Here is a 21971-nt window from a genome sequence, read left to right on the forward strand (position 1 = left end):
TACACGGCTGTCCTTTCCGATCGGGTACCCTTCGGAATGACCCGCGAACTCTTTCGCTGACTCAACACAGTCCGAGTCCACGCTGGACATCAGGGAGCTCATCCGGGATCCGGTGCTTCGGATACCAGACCGGTGGGGTCAACGATCCGTCGGTTGGCTGCGGTTTCACGTACGGACCAGATTGCTGCAATGGCGGCATCTTCGTTCTCATAGGAAACCGAGGTGAGAAGTACAACTCCATTGTCCGTGACGAGTTCGAACCTCAAGAGGGCGTCCGTGTCAGCATAGAGTCTGAATTGCGCGGCCATGGTCGTTCCCTTTGTCGTTGGTTCCGGTTGTTTCCCCTTGGCTTGTTGTCCCGCACATCCGCTCCTGCCTAGCGTCGCCGGCTGTGGCGGTGCAGGAAGGAGTTCACTCGCGAGGCGAATTCCTGCGGGTCGGATGCGGGGCCTTGTGGCGCGTGCCGGGCGGGGTGCGCGACCGGACTGAGCCCGAGGTCCACTGCGGCTTTGGATGCCCGCAGTGATGCGGCCGACAGGCCGTCCCAGCGGGTGAGCAGTTCTCCGAGTGCCGCGTCGACGTCGTCGTCGGCTACCACTGTGGTGATGAGGCCGATGTCGTTGGCTTGATGGGCGGTGAGCAACCGTCCGCCGTAGAGCAGGTCTTTGGTCCTCGATGGGCCGATCCGCAGGGACATCCGGTTGGCGAAGGTCGCCGGCACCAGCAGACCGAGTCGGGCTATGGGCATGCCGATTTTGGCGGACTGGTTCATGAGTTGAAGGTCGCAGGCCAGTGCGAGTTGGCATCCTGCCCCGGTCGCGAAGCCTTCCACCGCGGCGACGGTGGGGACGGGAAGGTCTTCGATGGCCTGGAGTGCCGCTTCCATGCCGGCGAAGCTGGCGCTGACAGCGTCGGGGGAGGCGTCTTCCCATTCCCTGAGGTCTGAGCCGGAACAGAACACGCCTCCCCGGCCGCGGATGACGACGGCTCTGAGCGTTTCGTGTTCGGCCAGCGAGGTGGCTGCGTGTTTCAGGATTTCCCATTCCTGCTGTCCGAGGGCGTTGAAGCGTTGGCCTGTTCCGATGGTCAGGGTCGCGACGGACCCGGAGTCGTCGAGGGTCATGGTGTCCAGGCCTGCCGGGCTCGGTGAGGTCATTGGACTGCACCGGCTTCGCGCAGGGAAGCTATGCGGTTTGTGCTGAAGCCAAGCCCGGAGAGGATGTCATCGGTGTGTTGGCCCAGCAGGGGCGGGGCGGTCCTGATGGAGGCGGGGGTGCGGGTGAGCCGGACCGGACAGCCGACCATTTTCATTGCCCCGACGGTGGGGTGCTGCAGTTCTGCCACCATGCCGCGGGCGATGACCTGGGGGTCGTTGAGGGCCTGGTCGACGGTCTGGATGGGGCCGACGGGCACGCCTGCCAGGTCCAGGGCCTGCACCCATTCGTCGGTGGTCCGGGTGAGCATGATCTCCTCGAGGAGGGGGATGAGGGTGGTGCGGTAAGCGACCCTGGACGGGTTGGACGCGAACCGCTCGTCGGCCGCCAGATCTGCGCGGTTCAGGGCGGAAGTGAGGCTCCTCCACATTCTGTCGTTTCCCACGGCGACCATGACGAACCCATCGGCGGTGGCAAATGCCTGGTAAGGGGCGATGGTGGGGTGCGCCGAGCCGTAGCGTTGGGGTGTTTCGCCGCTGGCAAAGAACCCGCTGGAAACGTACGTCAGCCAGGAGACGGAGCCGTCGAGCAGGCTGATGTCAACCCACTGGCCGCTCCCGGTGCGCTTTTTCTCGTGCAGGGCGGCCAGGATGCCGATGGTCGCCCACATGCCGGCGACGAGATCGGCGCTGCTGACGCCGACCCTGACCGGCGGTCCGTCCGCTTCGCCGGTCACGCTCATGATGCCGCTCCGGGCCTGGGCGATCGCGTCGTAACCGGCACGCAGGGCATCCGGTCCGGTCTGGCCGTAGCCGCTGATGGACGCGTAAACAAGGGCGGGATTCTCCGTGGAGAGGTCCTGGTAGCCCAGGCCCAGGCGGGCCGCGGTCCCGGGCCGGAAATTCTCCACGAGCACGTCCGCCTTCAGGGCCAGTTGGCGTACGGCGGCCAGGCCTTCGGCTGACTTCAGGTCGACGGCCAGGCTGCGCTTGTTGCGGTTGACGGAGAGGAAGTAGGCCGCTTCCTCGCCCTGGAAGGGCGGGCCCCACTGGCGGGTGTCATCGCCTTGGCCGGGCTGTTCGATTTTGATCACGTCAGCGCCGAGGTCCGCCAGGGTCATGGTGGCGAAGGGGCCCGAGAGTATCCGGGTCAGGTCCAGCACCACCAGGTCCTTCAAGGCTCCGCCGGACGCCTCCCCGGAGGGTGCCGTGAGGGGGATCGGGTCCGGTGCTGGTTCCTGGGGACGGCCGCTGCGGGCCCTCGTGTCCTGGAGGCTTTTTTCTTGGATGCTCATGCAGGGTTTCCTACGGCTTTCGGGGTTGTGGCGGCCAGGGCGTGCGCGGCCTTGGGCAGCAGGATCAGGGCGGCCATGCTGACGACGGTGCAGATGATGATGTAGATGGAGATGGCTGTGGAATCCCCGTAGTGTTCCAGAAGGGCGGCGGCGATCAGGGGTGCCGGGCCGCCGGCGATCACGCTGGCGAGCTGGTAGCCCATGCCTGCACCGGTGTAGCGGATGTCCGGGTCGAAGCTTTCGGCAATCAGCGCTGCCTGCGGCCCGTACTGCATATCGTGGATTACCAGGGACACGACGACGGCGATTCCGACCAGGAGGGCATTGCCGGTGTTGAGTAGGCCGAAGTAGGGGAAAGCGAACAGTGCGGTCAGGATGATGCCGGTCCCGTACACGCGGCGGCGGCCGAAGCAGTCCGAGAGCCGCCCGAACACGGGGATGCTGATCAGTCCCAGTGCAGCCGCAACGAGGGTGTCATCCAAAATGGAGTTGCTGTTGAGCTTCAGATGCTTGACGGCATACGTGAGCACGAAGGTGATGAACAGGTAGAACGGGGCCTGCTCGGAAGTCCGCAGCAGGGCCGAAAGCAGGATCTGCTTCGGCTGGCGCCGGATGACCTCCAGAATCGGGGACTTGACCACCTTGTTCAATGTGCGTACGGCCTCAAACTCCGGGCTCTCAACGACGCGCAGCCGCACGAACATGCCGACGCCGATCAGCACAATGCTCAGGATGAAGGGAATCCTCCAGCCGAAAGCGGCGAATCCTTCTGTGCCCGTGACACCGGAGGTCAGACGCACAACTCCGGTAGAGAGAACAAGGCCGAGCGGCACTCCCATCTGCGGCCAGCTGGCGGACAGGCCCCGTCTCTTCTGGTTTCCCCATTCCATGCTGAGCAGAACGGATCCTCCCCATTCCCCGCCGACACCGATGCCCTGGATAATCCGCAGCAGTACCAGCAGGACGGGAGCGGCGACACCGATGCTCTGATACGTGGGAAGGAGCCCGATCAGTACCGTGCCGAAGGCCATCAGGAACAGCGTTGCCATCAGCGTGGTCTTGCGGCCGATGCGGTCACCGAAGTGACCGAAGATCGCAGCACCGACCGGACGTGCCACGAAGCCGACAAACTGGGTGCCGAAGGCCGCCAGAATGCCGGCAAAAGCAGACTGGCCCGGAAAGAACAGCTGCGGAAAAACCAGCGCAGCCGCGGTTCCATAGAGGAAAAAGTCATACCACTCAATTGTTGTTCCAACCACGCTGGCCACGGTGGCACGCCGTACGGCCTGCTCCCGTGTCACTTGTTGAACAGTCATCATCACTCCATTGGTCTGATGTTCCGGGCGTGTGCCCGGTGGGGGATATGTGAGGTTGTGGCCAGACGACTCGGAAGAACTCATCGCGACAGCCGATGGCGGGCAAGGCGGCCCGCCGGGGACAGGAAGCCGGTCGCCGGGACCTTCCCGGCGACGGCGGACAGGTAGGTGATCCCGAACAGGAACGTCAGAGCCGGCGCGACTATCGATAAGACAGGACCGGCCATCAGTGTTCCTCCAAGGATCAAACGGATCTGATGTGACGTCGATTACATTATCACTGGACTAGCCTCTAGTACAGTGAGTCACCTTGTCAATGCTCCTCCGTGTATTCTTGTTACTCAGAGGACTATGTGAGGAGGCATCAGTGCGCGAGACTGCACCATCTGATCCATTGGCGCGTGTTTCCAGGCCCCGCCTGTACGAACAGCTCGTGACGCAGCTCCTTGGCTACATCGAGTCAGCCCAGCTTGGTCCGGGTGATTTGTTGCCCGCCGAACGGGATCTGGCGGAGCGGCTCGGAGTATCCAGGGCCACGCTGGTCCAGGCGCTCGTGGCACTGGAGGTTCTGGGCGTCATCGACGTGCAGCACGGCACCGGCGCCGTCCTCGTATACCGGCCCAGCATCGCCACCGTGATCAGAAGCCTCAGGGAACACAGAAGCAGGCTTCCCGAGATCGTCGAAGCCCGAAGCACCCTCGAAGTGAAACTCGCCGGACTCGCCGCGGTCAGGCGCACCGAGGCCGAGATGGAGGCAATCGATTCGGCGCTGCAGGTGATGGCTGATGAGATCGCCGACGCAGGCAAAGGCCTGCACGGCGACGAGCTTTTCCACCAGGCGGTCACGGCTGCGGCGCATTCATCAGTGATGGCCCAGCTCATGACCTTCATCGCCGAGATGATCCTCGAAACACGCCTGGAATCCCTGGGGCAGCCGGGGCGGCCCGAGCAATCCCTCGCTTCCCACCGCAAGATAGCGGATGCGATCCGTGCCCAGGACCCCGAGGCCGCAGCGGAAGCGATGTTGACGCACATCGAGCTTGTCTCCGACGTCGATCTACTCAGGTAAGGATCGCCCGCGGGATGCTGCTAGCGGTTCATGGGCAGTGGAGCGGCGGCGCGGAGAGATTCTGGGGCATGCAGCAATACGTTCTGGTTACGGCGAGACCCCACGCAGTCCTTGCTGGCCACCCTAATCCTGTGCGGCTACAGGAGGTGCAGGCCTCGCCGGCTTTAGAGGACGCCGGCTGTGGAGACGAGCTGCGCCCGGCCCTCTTCGAGTTGGTACGCGACGCCGACCACGGCGGTGGAGTAGTTGTCCACAGCGTCGAAAATCACCCGTGAACTGTCCACTAGCCGGCGCACGGTCTCTTTGACGTGTTCGACCACCATGTCGTTGAGGTCCACCTTGTCCTCACGCATCGACTTCAGGACAGAGGGCGTGATGCGTTCAACCAGGTCGCGGATGTGGCCTTGGGGCGCCTCCCCGGTTTCCACGGCGTCTTTCGCGGCGGTGACGGCGCCGCAATTGTCGTGTCCGAGGACCACGATCAGGGGGACATGGAGCACGGAGACTGCGTACTCAAGTGAGCCGAGCACGGCGTTGTCGATCACGTGCCCGGCGGTGCGCACCACGAAGACGTCGCCGAGTCCAACGTCGAAGATGATCTCCGCAGCGAGTCGAGAGTCCGCGCAGCCAAAGATGACTGCGAACGGATTTTGGTTGTTCACCAGCTCACCGCGCCGGGAGGCGTTCTGGTTCGGGTGCAGCGAATCTCCCGTGACGAAACGCTCGTTGCCGTCAAGCAGTCGCTGCCACGCCTGGTACGTGCCGATTCTGTTGCTCACCCTACTCACCTTAAGGGGCGTACCTATGCGAAAAGGGAGGTATCGCCTCAGTGGCCGCGTCGGCACCATGCCTCGCAGGCGCCGGATGCTCTGTATTGGGGTCAGCGTGCGAGGCTCAGCTGAATGTCAGGCCGGCCCAGGCGGTGGCGACGGGCGTGATGCCACCAAATACGGCTCTGAACTCTTCCTCAAGCAACGCCCTCATAGACAGTTCGTCGGTCTCTTCCTTGGTTTCCTCAATGCGTGAATCGGACATCGTCTTCTCCTTGATAAGTGCATGTAGAGCGGAGCACCCGGTGTGTCCGCGAGACATGCGGTATGTGCCGAGGGGTGAGCGCACCGTGGAGTGTGCGGACACTGATGGGGTCCGTCCATCACCACGACTCGGTGGCCATTGCCTGTGGGTCTAGCCGCGCCGTTCCCACGTCTTTCTTTGCAGTCCCATGTGAGCTTTTCCTCTACCGGCTCTCAGACGGATGGTAGAGGGCTACTTCGGAGATGGTCCCGTGTGGAACGTCGTGGGAAAGCTCCACGGTGAATGTCTGGTGGTCGTGCCGGGTCACCAGCACTCCGCACCCGGGCTTTTTGAGAGCTTGCTGGATCGCGCCTTCGACGGCTTGGTCGAGCTTGTTCTCGAGTTCCTTGCGATGGGTGATCCTGACCTCCACGGCGTAGCGCATTTTCTGGTCAATCATTGCGTTCCTTCTTCTGACCGGAGCTAGGGGTTAGGGGATTAAGACGAGCTTGCGTGGGGCGCCCTGCTGTTGCAGCTCCCAAGCCTGCTGGCAGTCGGAGAGCGGGAGGGACATCGTATCGACGGTCAGGGCGCCGGTGGCTGCGAGCTCGGTTAGTTTCAGGTAGGCGTCGCGGCGGACTTGGACTGGCGGGTCGACGTGGGCGAACCCGAGGATCTCCAGGCGTGCTCCGCGGAGGATGTGGGCGGGCAGCTGGATGGTTGCCGCGGCGGATTGGCCGATCTGGATGTGTCGGGCGCCCCGGGCGGCGACGTGCATGGCGGCCAGGGCGGGGTCGCCCCAGACCGGGTCGATGATGACGTCGAAGCCGTGCTTACCGGCGGCGTCGCGGAAGGAGCCCACCAGGTCCGTGTCCGGTGTGATCGTCACGGTGGCGTCGGCGCCGTTCTCGCTGGAGCGGGCGAGCCGCTCGGGATCCCGGTCGGCGGCGACCACCTTGGCCGCGCCGAGGGCTTTGGCGAGCTGGACGGCAACTGATCCGAGAGCCCCGGTCGCGCCGAGCACCAACACGTTCTGGCCGGGCTGAAGGTCCGCGCGCCAGGTGAGGGCGAGCCAAGCGGCCAGTCCGGTGTTGCCGAGCGCGGCCGCGGTGATGTCGTCGACGTCGTCGGCGAGGTCGAGCAGGTCCTGCTCGGCGACGAGCGTGCGCTCGGCCCAGGCGCCGTAGGGCGTCACCGGGGATGTGAAGAAGACCCGGCGGCCGGCGGCGGTCCGGCCTACACCGTCGGCCCCGATCACGTATGGCAAAGTGCCCGGGTCGCCGTAGGCGCCGGAGGCCTTGGCCAGGTCGAGATGGTGGACACCGGCCGCCGTGACGTCGACGACGACGTGTCCGGTGCCGGGCCGGGGATCGGGAAAATCTGCGTAGACGGGCTTGGTTCCGGTCTGGGTTAGAACGGCTGCTTTCATGGTGTGGTCCTTCGTGTCTGGCTTGGGGCGTGGGCGGGCCGCGCTCGGCGATGTGCGCGGCGGGGGAGGATCAGTTCGGTTTATCGGTGTCGGCGGAGATGATCTGGACGCTGATCGATCCGAGGCCGCTGATCTGCCCCTTGAGCTGGTCGCCGACGTGCATCCAGGTCCCGGTGCTGAGTCCGACCCCGGCGGGGGTGCCGGTGAGCACGACGTCGCCCGGTTCGAGGGTCACGTGCTCGCTGATCCGGGAGACCAGCTCGGGCACCGGCCAGATCAGGTCGGAGGTGTTGGCGTTCTGCCGGAGTTCGCCGTTGAGCCAGAACTGCAGCTGCAGGTTGGTGTCGTCGATGAAGCGGGCCGGCACGATGCCGGGCCCGAGCGGACAGCTGTCGTCGAAGACCTTGCCGCCGAAAAGGTCGAACCTGACGAGGTGCTTGGGGTGGCGCTGCCAGTCACGGGCCGAGAGATCCAGCGCGATCGTGTATCCGGCGATGTGTTCACGGGCCCGGTCCACCGGAATGTGCCGGCCGCGTCGGCCGATGACGAATGCCAGCTCGAGTTCGTAGTCGAACTTCTCGGTCTGGGTGGGGTAATGGACTGATCCGCCCTGGCCGACGAGGGTGGTGGTGGGCGGTTTGAGGAAGAAGACCGGGATGTTGTCCTCTTTCGAGAAGCCCGCGTGACCGCCGTCGTTGACGACGTGGTCGTAATAATTGGCGCCGGCGCAGATGACCTTGTTCGGGTACTGCAGCGGGGTCAGCCAGTCCTCGGGCTCGGCCGGCTCGGCGACCGGATCGACTGCACTGCTCTCGAGGGCGTCGACGGCGGCGAGCAGTACGGGCTCGGCAGTCTCCCAATGGGCGAAGACGGTCATCAGCCCTCTTGCCGGATCGGCGGCCAGTATCTCAGGGGCGAGGTCGGTGAGCCGGAACAGGCGGCCGTCAAGGAGGCGGAGCACGGGGGTGGGCGTGCCGTCGATCCGGATGGTGGACAGGGAGAACGTCACGGGGTCTGCTCCTTGATTTGCGTGGTGTTGATTTGCGTCGTGCCGACGCTGGCCGTACGGGCCGCCAGCATCCAGTCGTCGAGGATCGAATCTATGGTCGAGCCGGGCCGGGACATCAGGTCCCGCGCGAGGGCGCGCACTTGGCTGCGTTGCGGGGGTGCCAGGTACTCCACGGGGGAGGCGCCGTCGACGCGGGCCAGGGCGAGCAGCGGGAGGAGAGCCGCGACGCGTTCCATCAGGTCCGCCGGCGGTTCCCAGTCGATGTGTCTGGCGTAGCTGTCCAGCAGCAGGCGGGTGGAGCGGTGCAGCCGCCCGGTGTGGCCGGGCAGGATGATCGCCTTGAGCAGGAGGTGGTTCAGGCAGAACGCGAGATCGAACGCCGGGTCACCGAACCAGCCGCACTCGGCGTCGAGCAGCACCGGGCCGTGCGGACCGAGAAGAATGTTCTTGGGGCTGACGTCGCCGTGCACCACCGCCAAGTGCGTGCCGGCGGTCACCGCGGCGAGCCCCTCGATCCGGTCTGCCAGGTCGGGGTTCGCCCGGGCGGTGACCCGAAAATAGGGCTCGATGCGCAGGGCGTCGAAGTTGTCGTCGGTGGCGAACGTGCCCGCTGCCGAGGGGTCTTTGGCGCTCGCTGCGTGGAGCCGGCCGATCAGGTCGCCGACGGCGTGCGCGGCGGCCGGGTCGATGTGCCCGCCAAGGAGTTGGGCCTTCCAGACCGGGTAGTCCTTGGGCGGGAGGAATTGCATCGCGAACAGTCCGGCCTGCTCGTCGTAGGGGAACACCTGCGGGACTTGCGTGGGAGCGACGGTGCCGGCGAACAGCAGCCACTCGTACTCGACCCGGTTGCGGGAGGTGGGCGCGAGCCACTCCTGCGCGACCTTCAGCTGCGCCAGCGCTCCTTTCACGCAGAGGGTACGACCGGGCAGGTCCACCTGCCACAGGTCAGAGCTCACGCCACCGGTCAGGGGGGTCAGTATCGCGGTCTCCGATGGCCGCATCAGTCCGTGGCGGAGCAGGAACTCCTGCACGCGGGCCTCGGGCTCGGCGCCGCTCACCGGACAGCCACAGGGGACGGGGCCAGCAAGGGCAGATTACTGAAGCCCAGGGTGGAGTCCTCGGCGATGCGCACCAGCTGGTTGTATTTGGCCAGTCGCTCGGAGTTCCGCACGGACCCGATCTTGATCTGCCCGGCCGCGGTCCCGACCGCCAGGTCGGCCAGGAAGTCGTCCTCGGTTTCTCCGGATCGGGCCGACACCACCGGGGCGTAGCCGGCGGCGCGCGCCTCGGCGACCACGTCGAGGGTGCCCGTCAGTGTGCCGTTCTGGTTCACCTTGACCAGGACGCCGTTGGCAACGCCGCTGGCGATGCCCTTGGCGAGCCGTTGGCTGTTCGTGGTGAACAGATCGTCGCCGATCAACCTGATCCGATGTCCCAGGCGCTTGGTCAGAATCTGCCAGCCTTCCCAGTCCTCCTCGTCGAGCGGGTCCTCGATCGAGACGATCGCGAAGCGGTCGACCCAGGACGACACCATGTCGATCATCTCGGCGGTACTGAGATGCAGTTCCTGCCGGCGCAAGTGGTAATCACCGGCATTCCTGTCGTACAGGGAGGTCGCAGCGACGTCGATGGCGATGGCGATGTCAGTGCCAGGCTCCAGGCCGGCGGCCTCGATGGATTGGGTGATCAGCTCAAGGGCTTCCTCGCCGGTGCGGCAGGCGGGACTCAGGCCGCCCTCGTCGGCCAGCAGGGTCGGCAGCCCCCGTTCGGCGCAGAGGGTGGTCGCGGCGGCGCGGACGCGGGAGGTGAGCTGGATCGCCTCGAGTGTGGAGGTGGCCGAGACCGGTATGGCCAGGAAGTCCTGGACGTCCATGCCCCGGCCAGCGTGGAGGCCGCCGGAAAGGATGTTGACCATCGGCATCGGCAGCACCGGCTCGCCGGCGTCGGCGAGCTGGGCGATCCGCCGATACAGCGGCAGCCCGCTGGCCACGGCGGAGGCGCGGCAGACCGCCAGTGAAGTGCCGAGGACGGCGTTGGCGCCGAGCCGCGACAGCGTAGGGGTCCCGTCCAGGTCCCGCAGCCGCTCATCGATGGCCCGTTGGTCGTCCACGTCGTGGCCGCGCAGCGCGGATGCAATCTCGCCGTTCACGTGGTCGACTGCGGCGGTGACGCCGAGGCCGTCGAATGCCGACCGGTCGCCGTCGCGCAGCTCGTGGGCCTCGTGGGTGCCGGTTGAGGCTCCGGAGGGCACGGAGGCGCGGGCCATCGCGCCGGTGTCGAGGACGATGTCGACCTCGACGGTCGGGCGGCCGCGGGAGTCGAAGATCTGGCGGCCGTGAACGGTGCGGATGGTGCTCAAGATGACACTCCAGTGGTCAGGGGGGACGGGGTGTTGCACGGGTAGTGGGCCGGTTCGCCGTGCAGGACGCGGACGACTTCCTCGGCGGCGCTGCGGCGCAAGTCGATGACCGAGGCCTCGGAGGCGAAGGCGATGTGCGGGGTGACGATCACGCCGGGGTGGGCCATTAGCTCGGTGGGAACCATCGGCTCCTCTTCCAAGACATCCAGGCCTGCTCCGCCGAGATGCCCGGTTTGCAGGGAGGCGAGCAGGGCAGCGGTGTCGATCAGTCCGCCGCGGCTGACGTTGATCACGAAGGCGCCCTGCGGCAGCAGCGCCAGCTCCCGTTCGCCGATCAGGTGATGGGTATGCGGCGTAAGGGGCGCATGCAGGACGACAATATCGCTGGCGGCGAGGAGGCCGTCAAGGGGCATCACTTCGATGCCCCCGGTGTCGGCCGGAGGGTGCGGGTCGCTGATCACGACGCGGGCACCGAGCGCCCGCAGCTTGGCCGCCGTGGCCCTGCCGATGCGGCCGTATCCGACGACACCGCACGTCAGGGTGGACAGCCGCCGCAGCCGCGCCCCGGCGGGGTTCCATCTGCCGGCGCGGACCTCGCGGTCGGCGGCGACCAGGCCGCGGGTCCAGGCCAAGGCCAGCCCGACGGCGTGATCGGAGACCTCTGCGACGCAGTAGTCCGGGACGTTTGTGACTTGCACGCCGCAATCCGTGGCGGTGGACACTGCGATGTTGTCCAGGCCCACTCCCATCCGGGCGACGACGCGCAGCGGGGCCGAGGACGCGATCGCTGTAGCGGACACGGTGGCCCAGCAGGTGAGGATGGCGGCGGGCTGGTGTTCGGCGATCAGGGCGTCGATGGTCTCGACCGGTGCCGGGTCAGCCGGGCCGACGACGAGGCGGAAGCCGGCGCCTTCGAGGATGCCTCGTTCGATGCTGTCGTCGGGCCAGGCCCGGTCGGTCAGCAGGACGGTCTGCTGTGGGGTCATGACGCGTGCTCCTTTTTCGTGGTCCGGCTTGGAACGGCCGGGTTTGGGTCGGAAGGGTTTTGATGGAATGACGGGTCCACGCACCGCGTGACCTGTTCGCCAAGCCCGGTCACCGACGCCTTGACGGTGTCTCCGGCGCGCAGAAAGCGGCCGTGGTGGAGGCCGAATCCGGCGGGGGAACCGGTGCACAGCAGGTCGCCGGGGCGAAGCCGGATGTGCTGGGACAGGTACGCGAGCTGTTCGGGAATGCTGAACACCATGTCCTCGGCAGTGTCGTCTTGCATGAGCGTGTCGTTGACCGACAGCCGCAGCCGCAGGGCCGAGGGGTCGGGGACCTGCCAGACGGGCACGAAAAACGGTCCGACCGGGAGCGATCCCCGCAGGCCCTTGCACTGCAACCAGTCGCTGCCTAGGGCGGGCAGGTCCGGCCGGAAGACGCGGGAGCGGATCGTCAGGTCATTGACCACGCAGTAGCCGGCGATCGCCGCGTGCGCCTCGGACAGTGTCATCCGGGTGCCGGACCCGCCGATGACGGCACCGATCTCGACCTCCCAGTCCAGGGTGTCCACGTCCGGATCCAGCTCCAGTTCACCCAGAGGGGTGCCGATCCGGTCGATGCTGGTCAGGCAGATGTAGGGGCTGCCGTCCCGGCGTCGCTGCATCAGGGCCTGCGCGGTGGCGGCGCGCACGCGATCGGCGTCGGCCGGGTCAGCGCCATCGACGGCGGCCTCGATGACTTGCCGCCGATAGTTGCCGATGGTGCAGAACAGCTGCATGGGCCGCAACGGCGACTCAAACAGCAGCGAGCCGGCCGGCAGGCCGTGCTCGGCGATCGCCTCGGCGGTCTGTGGAGACTCGGTCAGTCGTCGAAGCTCGGCGTGGTGGGCGCCCCACTGCCGGATCAGGTCGGCGATTGAGGCGAACCTTGCGCACGGCCAGTCCGCCGCCCACGTCCGCAGTGGGAGGGCGCGGTCGCGATGGACCAGCCAGACCGCGGTCGTCTCTACCGTGTGAGCTGTCTGGGCCAGCACCACCCCCGCTGGGGCGATGCTGGCGTCTCGGTTGTCATCTTCGAACATATGCTAACGATAGCACAACCCGCCCGAGGTGCCATCCCTAAATGACTCTTGCCATCTGACACCACGAGCGCGCTGGTATGGAGCATTGTGCCACCAAAGATGGAGGCGTTGACATGGGTGGAACAAATGAGCCATAGTGCTATCGATGGCACTCGACTGACGATGGGAACTTAGGTGACAGTACGCAGAGTGGTTACCGGTACGGACGGCACTGGGAAGTCCGTCTTGGTCTCCGACGGGGCGGTACCTCACAGCCACGACTTCGAGACGATGCCGGGACAGGCTCAGATTCGGATCTGGTTCACGCCTGGGGTACCCTCAAGCACGCCACCCGACGCCGAGCCCACCGACAATCACGGCCCTGTGGTCCCTGGCCCCGGCGGTGCAAGTTTTGTGATCGTCCGCTACGCCCCTGATTCGGTGGTCATGAGTCCTGATTTCGATCCCGCCGCGGCGGGTCGGGAACTTGCTACCTACGCACCGGATCTTGCCAAAGTGTTCGAGCCGGACGGGATGCACCGGACACCCAGTGTGGACTACGGGGTAGTGCTCGAAGGGGAGGTGTGGCTTGAGCTGGACGACGGCGCGGAGGTCCGCCTGATGCCGGGAGATACGGTCGTGCAGGTCGCTGCGCGGCACGCTTGGCGGAACAAAACGCAGGCGCCGGCGACGGTGGCGTTTGTGCTCACCGGCGCCAGCGCCTGAGTGCTAGGGGAGGCTGAAGCCGGCCTGCTAGCCCCCCTCGTATAGGACGAAGTCTATCTTCTCTGGATGCTCTACTTGACCCTGGCTGAACATCTCGGTGTTCCTGATGGATATCCGGATGACATGATCTTGCGACTTTTCGACAAGGGTCCTTGTTTCGATGCCGTCTGCCATGATCCAGGCCAGGCGTGAATCGCTGCTTGCCATTTCAACGCGGCCTCTCCGGATCATCCGGTTTCGCTGCCAGATTTCAACGTCTACACCTGTGAGCTTGGCCCACTCATCAATTCTTGTCGTTGCTGTGGAGTTCACTGACTTCTCCGTATCGGGTTCACTCTCAGCCGCTCACGAAGCCGGTCCGCCGGGTTGTGCTTCGCGTCCTCGGCCTGCGCCTCCTCGTGCCACCATCCTTCCAGGGGAGGATGTGATCCGGCCGCTGCAGGACGGCCGGCCGTCCATGCAGCGGACGACCGGCCTGATCAAGTGGTCAGGGAATGACCACGTAGTTGCTGAAGCCGCCGCGCGGGTCTTTCAGCCGCCCGGAAATTGCCGTGTTCACATCGGACAACGGGAACGCTTCGGTCTCGAGATAAGTGAGGTCCAGGGTGCCGGTCTCGATCATGTCGGCCATCTCCTGACCCTGGGCGGCAGTGAACCAGTTTGAGCCGATGATCTGAACCTGCTCGTCCATCAGCCACTTCATGTCGACAGGGACTTCTTCGGCGACCCCGCCTACGTTGACCACCCGGCCGCCGCGCCGGACTCCGTGCATGGAGTCGACCATGGTGGCCGCGTCAGCCCGGGCTCCGAGTGCGCTGATCACGAAGTGGGCTCCGTCGCCACGTGTGTTGGCCTTGGCCCACTCGCCGGACGACTGCTCACCGAGGTTCATGACCTCGATCCGACGGGGTGAAAGGGCCTTCACCCGGTCCAAGAGCTCCTGGTTGCGGCCGGTGCCGAGGATCTTGGCCACCCCCATGCTCAGGCAGAGCACAGTCGCCGCCACGCCAAGCGTTCCGGTGATACCGTCGATCAGGCCTACGGTGCCCGGTCCGGCGTCGGCCAGGCGGAGCGCTCCATAGGCCGTGCCGATGTAGCCGAAACGGGCGGCGAGCTCGAACGGAAGGTTGTCCGGGATCTTGACCAGCGCCTGCTGCGGCGCGGTCATGAACTCGCTGAACCCGCCATAGGGGTAGAGGTCGAAGATCCGCTGGCCATCTCGGGAGGTGCTGAAGTACCCGTTGAGGGTGTAGTAGCGGCAGCGGCTGGGGGTGCCGCCGGAACAGGCGTAGCAGCTGCCGCAGGAACGCAACGGGCTCACGTACACCCGGTCACCGGGCTTGACGTTGATGACGGATTCTCCGACCTCCTCCACCACCCCGGTGGGATCAAGGCCGAAGATTGCAGGGAAGGCCGGGATGGGCTGGTGCGGGAACCAGGTGGGCCAGTTGTTGATCACGTTGGCCATGTTCGGCACGATGCCGACGGCCTTGACCCTGACCAGTACGTCGGTGGGTCGGGGCTTGGGTACTTCAATGGTGTCGATCGACATGGGTTCGCCGATCTTGTGCAGCCGGGCTGCGCGCATCGTCGCCATTGACGGGCTCCTTCTAGGGAATGAAAAGGGTGGTGATTCAGGGGGAACGTGGCGGGGGAGCTACTTGCGGTAGCTGTCCTCGAGTTCGATGCCGAGCAGGCCCATTACCCGTACTCCCGAGTTGTACCAGGCGATGGTCAGGGTGAGCTCCACCATCTGCTGGTCGTCGAGGTGCTTGGCCGCGGCCGCCCAGGTGGCATCGGACACGTTCACGTTGATGGTTGATTCGTGTGCCAGGGCTATCACGGCGCGTTCCGTGTCGTTGAAAAGCTCGGCGCTGTCGCCGTCGGCCACTGCGGCAAGCTGCTCGTCCGTGAGGCCGGCTTTGCGGCCATGTGACTGGTGGTGTGCGATCTCATATTCAGAGCCCGTGGCATGGCCCACGGACAGGATGGCCAGCTCCCGCAGCTTGGGGCTCAGGAGGGAGCTGTCACGCATGGCGTTGGCGTAGGACAGGAATGCGTCGAGCAGGACCGGGGCGTTCGCCAGTGAGCGGAAGATATTGGCGGTGGGCATTTTGCGCTCTGCTTCGATGCGGTCCCACAGCGGCTGCTGGTGGACCGAGGCGGCGTCATCGCGGGACAGGGACGGAACTCGGGACATGATGGTGGTGCTCCAGTCAGTTTGGGGTCAGAGGGGCTGGTGATTAGAGGGGCTGGCAATTAGGGGAGTTGGGGGCTGGCCAGGAACTTCTCGAGTGTCATGGGGGCAGGACGGACCGCCGGGGACTTCAGCGGAGTGCCGACGAAGGGCGAGGCTTCGAAGTACCACTGCTCCAGGGCAGGCAGTCCCCAGCGTGCGTTGGTGCTCACCGATGCGGCGTCCCAACGCACCGGCTCTGTCTCAAGATCAATCGTCTGGTAGTGGCTGTTGAAGACCTCAACGCGATGGCCGTCCGGATCGCGGAGGTACGCAAAGAGCATGCCGCCCGGTCCATGCCGGCCCGGGCCGCGTTCCACCTGGTCGCCGTAGCCCAGGATGCCGGCGAAGTCGCAGGCGGTGAAGATGTCATGGCTCTCGGAGACGGTGTAGGCGAAGTGGTGCAGGCTTGGACCGTCGCCGGGCACCATTGCCAAGTCAAGACAGGTGCCCTTGCGGTACATAAAGGCGCCTACGAGTTCGTCGCCGTACTCGAGGTACTCCGAGTTGCGGAATCCCAGGTCGCTGTAGAACGCGCACAACTCGTAGACGTCGGGCGTGAGCAGCTGGAAGTGGTCCAAACGCTGGGCGTGGGCGCCTTTGTACTGCTCAAAGTTGATGTGCAGCCGGGGCCGGGTCTCCATGGTTGCGCACAGCTCCAGCGGCGTCCCGACCGGGTCTGAGACATGCAGGGTGCGCCCCTGATGTGGCATGTCCACCCACTCTGCCGGGAGATCCCGGTTACGAAAGTAGCGATAGGCCTCGTCCAGGTCCTCCTCGAAGAAGACGCGGAATCCTATCCGGCGGGCCGTACCGCCGTCGGTGCTTTTCTCCAACACAAGGCTGTGGTGACAGGCCTCCGCGAGGCCACGCAGATAGACCGTGGAGTCGTCCTCCTCGGTCACCACCAGGCCGAGGACCGTGGTGTAGAAATCACGGCTTGCGGTGAGGTCAGCCACATTCAGGCGCAGGTGGCTGGTTCGGGTGATGTTGAACGGGGGGCGCAAGTCGACCGGTGGCAGCATGCTGTCCTCTCCAATGGGGTCAAGGTGGGTGCTATCGTTAGCACCTACAATCTGGAAGGCGCGCAGGCGCGCGCTCTTTTGTTGGGTGTTGCGGTCTTTAGGCGGAGCGCTCGCGCGCCACCGCGGGCGGTGCAGCAGTGCTGCCACGCGGCACGAGCCAGCCCACAGATGCCGACTCGTAGGGGTCGTTGCCAGCCGGCGGATTATTGAGCCGGCGGATGAACCACAGCCCGCAGGAGGTGGCGACGTCGCCGATGGGGAGACTGATGGTGGTGAGGCCGGGGCCCCACCAGGAGAACCCGCTCTGATCGCCGAAGCCGACGACGGACAGCTCCGAGGGGACGTCGACGTCCATATCAAGCAAGCCGTCCAGCACGCCTACGGTGTGCAGGACAGACCCAAGCACGACGGCGGTGGGCGGGCTTGGCCGGTTCAGCAGCCGGCGAACAGCCTCCCGGGCATGCTCGGGCGACGCCGGGGGACCTAGTTCGACCAGGTTGGAACGTATCGGGACGCTCCGATCGCGAAGGGCCTGGTGGTAGCCCTCGAGTCGTTCCCGACCCGTGGGCAGCTCGGAAGGCGCGCCTATGTAGGCGATCCGGGTGTGACCGAGATCCAGCAAGTGGGTCGTGGCATCCCTGAGCGCCCGCTGGTCATCCAGGCCGAACCACTGGGCACCCAGTGACTCGTGCCTTCGCAGCAACTGGACGTGCGGCATACCGCGCAGCAAGCTGACGGAGTCATTGTGTGGGCTCGGCGTCGGAGCGATCACTACGCCAGCTACACGGCTGGCGGACAGTTCGCGAAGGTGGCGGCGCTCGATGAGGCGATCGTCGAACGTCTCGGCCAGCATCAGTTGGTAGTCCGCACCGGCCATGATCGCTGACAATTCGTGGGCGATGGTGAAGTAGAAGCTGTTGCGGATGTCTGGAATGACGAGCCCCACCACATTGCTCGGTGCTCCCCGCATCATCCTGGCCGCATGGTTGCCCACGTAGCCCAGTTCCGAGGCCGCCTGGCGGACGCGGGCCTTGGTCTCTTCACTGATGCGGGTGTCATTGGCCAGCGCCCGGCCGACGGTGGACACTGACAGCTGCAGATGCGCAGCGATATCCTTCGTCGTGATCATCGTGCCTCCTGACGCAATGCTGCTAGTGAATCATCATATGATGGGGACGGCGGGTCTGCGCGCCACCCATGTGCTAACGATAGCACGACCCTCGGGCAGGTCAAGAGCTGCGACCAATCAACTGTGAAATAGAACCCACTCTTGACTAGGCGCGCCGTAGTGCTATCGTTAGCATCGTTCTATACCCCGTGTTCGCGGGACCCGTCAGCTCCACCTTGGTTCAGATGCCCGGTGCAGATCCTCTGCCGGCCGCCCTTCCAGGTATGACCGGGACCGGCCCGCCCTGCCGCATTCCGCGTCCGTTCAATACACGCCTCACCTCCCATACGAAAGCAAGCCCCTCCCGACTAGGAGACAATGATGTCCCACCCGACCCCTTCCGGCGCCAGCCAGGCCCCCGGTGCAGCCGGTCACGCCGTACCCACGTACCCGGAGCCCATGGATGCGATCTCCGTGGACGCGATCCCCGCCAGCCCGGCGCCGTCCCGGGTGAAGAACAACCCTGAAGGCAAAGCCTCCAAGGCCGTCGCCGCCGTCTCGCTCGGGGTGCTGGCGTTCACGTTCATGCTCAATGCGATGGACCGGCAGGTCTTCCCGCCCCTGCTGACCACGATCAGCAACGAGTACGGTTTCAGCCTGCAGTCCGGTGGACTGCTGGCCACGATCTTTACCCTCGGGATGGCGGTCGCCGGCATCCCTGCCGGGTTCCTGGTTGAGCGGTTCTCGCGCAAGACCGTCCTGGTGGTCAGCATCGTGATCTACTCCCTCGGCACCCTGGCCACCCCGCTGGCCTCTTCTTGGGGCGACATGGCACTGTACCGGATCATCTCGGGGCTGGGTGAGGGGATGCAGGCCGCGGCCCTTTTCGCTGCTGTCGGCGCGTTTTTCCACCACCGCCGCGGCCTCGCCCTGGGGGTCTTGGGTTTCGCGTTCGGACTGGGGGCGATATTCGGCCCGCCGCTCGGTGTCACGTTCGCCGGTCAGTTCGGATCCTGGCGGTCCCCGTTCATCATCTTCGGGCTGCTCGGCCTGCTGGTCGTAGTGGTCGCCGCGTTGGCTGTCAGCCGGAAGTTCACCGAGCGGGCGATCAGCATGACCGGCGTCGAAGGCTCCTACGACTACATGCCGGCCAAAGCCTACAACCGCAACTCCTTGGCCATCGCCGCCGCCTCCGGCTGCGGCGCCCTCGCTCTCTACGGGTTCCTGGGCCTGTACCCGACCTTCCTGACCACACAACTTCACGTGTCCACCGCTCAGTCCGCGCTCGCGCTCAGCTTCGTGGGTCTGGGAGGCTTGGCCGGCCTGTTCGGAGGGTGGATCGGCGACCGGATCAACCAGCGGATCCTTTTGATCGTTTCCCTGGTCGTGATGGCGGTGATCGGCGTGCTGATCTACCAGGTGCAGGCATCGTTCGCCTGGCAGTGCGTCTTCGCCTGCCTGATGGGTGTGTTCGGTACCGGTGTCTTCTTCCCCAACACCAACAGCGCGATCCAGCGGGCGGTCCGCCCTCACCAGGTCGGGCGAGCCGCCGGTCTGTTCGTGACGTGCTACTACGGATCGGCCGCCTTCTCCGGGCTGCTGTTCGCGGCGCTGGTGCCGATGCTCGGCTGGCAGGGAGCCGGCCTGCTGCAGGTCACCGTGCTGCCGCTGGTGGCGGCCGCCATCATGCTGATCGTGCAAACCTCCCTGTTCAACAACGCGGCCCGCGCGGGCACTCATTGATCACGCTGGTGATCATTTCGGAAGGAGAACCAGGTGCCTGACGCCAGTTCGCATGATCGCGTTGCCGGGGCACTGGCCGGGATCGTCGTTGCCGACTTCAGCCGGGTACTCGCCGCACCCTACGCGACAATGCTGTTCGGTGACCTTGGCGCCGACGTGATCAAGATAGAGCGTCCGGGTTCTGGCGACGACACCCGTCAGTGGGGGCCACCGTTCACCGATGACCATGAGGCGACCTACTTCTTGTCGGTGAACCGTAACAAGCGCTCATTCACGGCGGACATGTCTGACCCCGCGGACCACGACGACCTGGTCGAGCTAATTCGGCGCGCTGACGTGCTGATCGAGAACTTCCGTCCGGGCACGATGGCACGGCATGGGCTGTCCTACGACCAGGTCGCCGCAATCAACCCGAGGCTCATTTATTGCTCGATCACCGGGTTCGGTTCGGAGGAGGCCGCCGCGGCGCTGCCCGGCTACGACCTGCTGGTGCAGGCCGTGGGAGGACTGATGAGCGTGACCGGCCCGCGCCCGGGTGAGCCGGTCAAGGCCGGCGTCGCCCTGGTCGACGTACTGACCGGCCTGCACGCCGCCATCGGCGTTTTGGCCGCCCTGCGTGCACGGGAGACAAGCGGCCGAGGCCAGCTCGTCGAGGTCAACTTGCTCAGTACCTTGCTGTCCAGCATGGTCAACCAAAGCGTCGGCTACACCGCCGGAGGAGCGGTCCCGGGCATCCTGGGCACCCGGCACCCTTCGATCGCGCCCTACCAGCTTTTCCCGGCTTCGGACCGACCGGTCGTCATCGCAGTCGGGAACGACCGGCAGTTCGCGCAGCTGTGCACGGCACTCGGCATCCCCGACGCCGCGAACGATCCACGTTTCGCGACCAACTCGGACCGCGTCGCCCACATCGATGAACTCGATCAGGCCATCACCGCACGGACCATCAAGCAGACCGCCGAGTACTGGTACCAGTTGCTGTCAGCCCGCGGGGTCCCCTGCGGCCCCGTCAACGACATCGCCGACGCCTTTGCGATGGCCGGCGAGCTCGGGCTCAACGCCCGCATCACCGTGGGCACTGGCCCGGACAGCGTTGACCTGGCAGCCAACCCGATCACCCTTTCTGACACGCCCGTCACCTACGTTCGGCGGCCACCACGGCTCGGTCAGCACGCAGACGAAGTGCGCACCTGGCTTGACACCGCAACCACCGCCGAACCCCCGCAACACCACCACAGCAGCAGCAACCACCAGCCAATGGGAGTACACCAGTGACCGACCTCGCCACCGACTACCTCGACATCGACTCCCTGCTTACCCGGCAGGAGATCGACCTGCGCAGCCAGATCCGCCGGTTCGTCGATGACCGGATCCGGCCCAACATCAAGTCCTGGTATGAGGACGCGGTGTTCCCCCAGGATCTGGTCAAGGAAATGGGGAGTCTCGGCCTGCTGGGCATGCACCTGAAGGGGTATGGCTGCGGCGGCCGCACCGCCGTCGAGTACGGGATCGCCGCCATGGAGCTTGAAGCCGGCGACTCCGGCATCCGCACCTTCGTGTCCGTCCAGGGATCGCTCGCCATGAGCGCGATCTCCAAGTTCGGTTCAGATGAGCACAAAGAGCGATGGCTGCCTGGCATGGCCGCAGGTGAGCTGATCGGATGCTTCGGTCTCACCGAGCCCACCGCCGGCAGTGACCCCGCCAATATGCTCACCCGAGCCGAGCGTGAAGGGTCGGACTGGGTGCTGAACGGAGCCAAACGCTGGATCGGCCTCGCCTCGATCGCCGACGTTGCGATCATCTGGGCGGGCACCGAGGACGGCATCCGCGGTTTCGTCGTCCCGACCGACACCCCGGGCTTCTCGGCTACCGCGATCCCCGAGAAGCTGTCGATGCGCGCGTCCATTCAATGCGACATCACCTTGGAGGACGTCCATCTGCCCGGCAGTGCCGCACTACCCGGCGTGGTCGGCCTCCGTGGTCCGTTCTCCTGCCTCAACGAGGCGAGGTACGGCATCATGTGGGGCGCCATGGGCGCCGCCCGTGACGCCTACCAGGCCGTGTTGGGCTACGCGAACCAGCGCACCCAGTTCGGCAAACCGCTCGCCTCGTTCCAGCTCACCCAGCAGAAGCTGGTAGACATGGTCCTGGAGATCCAGAAGGGAACGCTTGTGGCCCTCCAGACCGGGCGGCTCAAGGACGCCGGCCGTCTGCGTCCCGAGCAGATCTCGTTCGGCAAGCTCAACAACGTCCGTCAGGCGATCGAGATCTGCCGTTCCGCCCGCACCATCCTCGGCGGAAACGGGATCACCCTCGAGCACTCTCCGCTGCGGCACGCCAACAATCTTGAGAGCGTGCGTACCTATGAGGGCACCGACGAGGTCCACACGCTCATCATGGGCCGCGCGATCACCGGCATCCCGAGCTTCTCGTAGAGTGCGGGGA

At 65.6% G+C, this 21971-nt stretch carries 24 protein-coding genes; 5 read left to right on the forward strand and 19 right to left on the reverse strand.

Annotated elements, in window-relative coordinates; all coding sequences use genetic code 11:
- Positions 1-98: 98 nt before the first annotated feature.
- The 5 genes from QRN59_RS21640 to QRN59_RS21660 form a co-directional block, all read right to left on the reverse strand.
- The gene (locus QRN59_RS21640; protein ID WP_284984508.1) at positions 99-308 is read right to left on the reverse strand and encodes a YegP family protein; all 210 of its coding nucleotides are present in this window, start codon (positions 306-308) and stop codon (positions 99-101) included.
- A gap of 68 nt (positions 309-376) precedes the next feature.
- Complete coding sequence (locus QRN59_RS21645; protein WP_284984509.1) at positions 377-1156, reverse strand: enoyl-CoA hydratase/isomerase family protein; 780 nt, start codon at positions 1154-1156, stop codon at positions 377-379.
- Positions 1153-2448, reverse strand: a complete 1296-nt coding sequence (locus QRN59_RS21650) for a CaiB/BaiF CoA transferase family protein (protein WP_284984510.1) — start codon at positions 2446-2448, stop codon at positions 1153-1155. Before QRN59_RS21650 ends, QRN59_RS21645 begins: the two co-directional genes overlap by 4 nt.
- Positions 2445-3764, reverse strand: a complete 1320-nt coding sequence (locus QRN59_RS21655; RefSeq protein WP_284984511.1) for an MFS transporter — start codon at positions 3762-3764, stop codon at positions 2445-2447. The genes QRN59_RS21650 and QRN59_RS21655 overlap by 4 nt, the downstream gene beginning before the upstream one ends.
- A gap of 80 nt (positions 3765-3844) precedes the next feature.
- Positions 3845-3991, reverse strand: coding sequence for a hypothetical protein (locus QRN59_RS21660; RefSeq protein ID WP_284984512.1), 147 nt, complete (start codon positions 3989-3991; stop codon positions 3845-3847).
- Positions 3992-4131: 140 nt separating this feature from the next.
- On the opposite strand from QRN59_RS21660, the gene QRN59_RS21665 reads away from it, so the two are divergent.
- Positions 4132-4833 (forward strand): FadR/GntR family transcriptional regulator, encoded by a 702-nt coding sequence (locus tag QRN59_RS21665; RefSeq protein WP_284984513.1) that lies wholly within the window; start codon positions 4132-4134, stop codon positions 4831-4833.
- 164 nt (positions 4834-4997) lie between these two features.
- Here the strand turns inward: QRN59_RS21665 and QRN59_RS21670 are convergent, their stop codons facing one another.
- From QRN59_RS21670 to QRN59_RS21710, 9 genes are all read right to left on the reverse strand, one after another.
- Positions 4998-5612 carry a carbonic anhydrase gene (locus tag QRN59_RS21670; protein WP_284984514.1) on the reverse strand — a complete coding sequence of 205 codons (615 nt, stop codon included), beginning with the start codon at positions 5610-5612 and terminating at the stop codon, positions 4998-5000.
- A gap of 115 nt (positions 5613-5727) precedes the next feature.
- The gene (locus tag QRN59_RS21675) at positions 5728-5868 is read right to left on the reverse strand and encodes a hypothetical protein (RefSeq protein WP_284984515.1); all 141 of its coding nucleotides are present in this window, start codon (positions 5866-5868) and stop codon (positions 5728-5730) included.
- Positions 5869-6070: 202 nt separating this feature from the next.
- On the reverse strand, positions 6071-6307 hold the full coding sequence (locus QRN59_RS21680; protein WP_284984516.1) for a hypothetical protein: 237 nt from the start codon (positions 6305-6307) through the stop codon (positions 6071-6073).
- Positions 6308-6337: 30 nt separating this feature from the next.
- On the reverse strand, positions 6338-7276 hold the full coding sequence (locus QRN59_RS21685) for a quinone oxidoreductase family protein (RefSeq protein WP_284984517.1): 939 nt from the start codon (positions 7274-7276) through the stop codon (positions 6338-6340).
- A 70-nt stretch (positions 7277-7346) separates the two neighbouring features.
- On the reverse strand, positions 7347-8285 hold the full coding sequence (locus QRN59_RS21690) for a fumarylacetoacetate hydrolase family protein (RefSeq protein ID WP_284984518.1): 939 nt from the start codon (positions 8283-8285) through the stop codon (positions 7347-7349).
- On the reverse strand, positions 8282-9343 hold the full coding sequence (locus QRN59_RS21695) for a phosphotransferase family protein (RefSeq protein WP_284984520.1): 1062 nt from the start codon (positions 9341-9343) through the stop codon (positions 8282-8284). The genes QRN59_RS21690 and QRN59_RS21695 overlap by 4 nt, the downstream gene beginning before the upstream one ends.
- On the reverse strand, positions 9340-10644 hold the full coding sequence (eno, locus tag QRN59_RS21700) for a phosphopyruvate hydratase (protein ID WP_284984521.1): 1305 nt from the start codon (positions 10642-10644) through the stop codon (positions 9340-9342). Before eno ends, QRN59_RS21695 begins: the two co-directional genes overlap by 4 nt.
- On the reverse strand, positions 10641-11630 hold the full coding sequence (locus QRN59_RS21705) for a C-terminal binding protein (RefSeq protein ID WP_284984523.1): 990 nt from the start codon (positions 11628-11630) through the stop codon (positions 10641-10643). The genes eno and QRN59_RS21705 overlap by 4 nt, the downstream gene beginning before the upstream one ends.
- Positions 11627-12709, reverse strand: coding sequence for a fumarylacetoacetate hydrolase family protein (locus tag QRN59_RS21710; RefSeq protein ID WP_284984524.1), 1083 nt, complete (start codon positions 12707-12709; stop codon positions 11627-11629). Before QRN59_RS21710 ends, QRN59_RS21705 begins: the two co-directional genes overlap by 4 nt.
- 174 nt (positions 12710-12883) lie before the next feature.
- On the opposite strand from QRN59_RS21710, the gene QRN59_RS21715 reads away from it, so the two are divergent.
- Positions 12884-13414, forward strand: coding sequence for a cupin domain-containing protein (locus QRN59_RS21715; protein ID WP_284984525.1), 531 nt, complete (start codon positions 12884-12886; stop codon positions 13412-13414).
- A gap of 27 nt (positions 13415-13441) precedes the next feature.
- Here the strand turns inward: QRN59_RS21715 and QRN59_RS21720 are convergent, their stop codons facing one another.
- From QRN59_RS21720 to QRN59_RS21740, 5 genes are all read right to left on the reverse strand, one after another.
- Entirely contained in the window at positions 13442-13726 is a 285-nt protein-coding gene (locus QRN59_RS21720; protein WP_284984526.1) for a hypothetical protein, read from the reverse strand.
- Positions 13727-13901: 175 nt separating this feature from the next.
- Positions 13902-15011, reverse strand: a complete 1110-nt coding sequence (locus QRN59_RS21725) for an alcohol dehydrogenase catalytic domain-containing protein (RefSeq protein ID WP_284984527.1) — start codon at positions 15009-15011, stop codon at positions 13902-13904.
- A gap of 60 nt (positions 15012-15071) precedes the next feature.
- Positions 15072-15614 (reverse strand): carboxymuconolactone decarboxylase family protein, encoded by a 543-nt coding sequence (locus QRN59_RS21730; protein WP_284984528.1) that lies wholly within the window; start codon positions 15612-15614, stop codon positions 15072-15074.
- A 59-nt stretch (positions 15615-15673) separates the two neighbouring features.
- Positions 15674-16675, reverse strand: a complete 1002-nt coding sequence (locus QRN59_RS21735; RefSeq protein WP_284984530.1) for a VOC family protein — start codon at positions 16673-16675, stop codon at positions 15674-15676.
- 97 nt (positions 16676-16772) lie between these two features.
- On the reverse strand, positions 16773-17804 hold the full coding sequence (locus QRN59_RS21740; protein ID WP_284984531.1) for a LacI family DNA-binding transcriptional regulator: 1032 nt from the start codon (positions 17802-17804) through the stop codon (positions 16773-16775).
- Between the two features lie 360 nt (positions 17805-18164).
- Between QRN59_RS21740 and QRN59_RS21745 the strand changes: the two genes are divergently transcribed.
- Genes QRN59_RS21745 through QRN59_RS21755 form a run of 3 tightly spaced genes read left to right on the forward strand, consistent with a single transcriptional unit; the run spans position 18165 to position 21961 of the window.
- Positions 18165-19526 (forward strand): MFS transporter, encoded by a 1362-nt coding sequence (locus tag QRN59_RS21745; protein ID WP_284984532.1) that lies wholly within the window; start codon positions 18165-18167, stop codon positions 19524-19526.
- Between the two features lie 33 nt (positions 19527-19559).
- Positions 19560-20801 (forward strand): CaiB/BaiF CoA transferase family protein, encoded by a 1242-nt coding sequence (locus QRN59_RS21750; RefSeq protein WP_284984533.1) that lies wholly within the window; start codon positions 19560-19562, stop codon positions 20799-20801.
- Positions 20798-21961, forward strand: coding sequence for an acyl-CoA dehydrogenase family protein (locus QRN59_RS21755; protein WP_284984534.1), 1164 nt, complete (start codon positions 20798-20800; stop codon positions 21959-21961). Before QRN59_RS21750 ends, QRN59_RS21755 begins: the two co-directional genes overlap by 4 nt.
- Positions 21962-21971: the final 10 nt, after the last annotated feature.

Origin of the sequence: Arthrobacter sp. efr-133-TYG-118 (genome assembly GCF_030209755.1) — a bacterium.
Classification (GTDB): Bacteria; Actinomycetota; Actinomycetes; order Actinomycetales; family Micrococcaceae; genus Arthrobacter.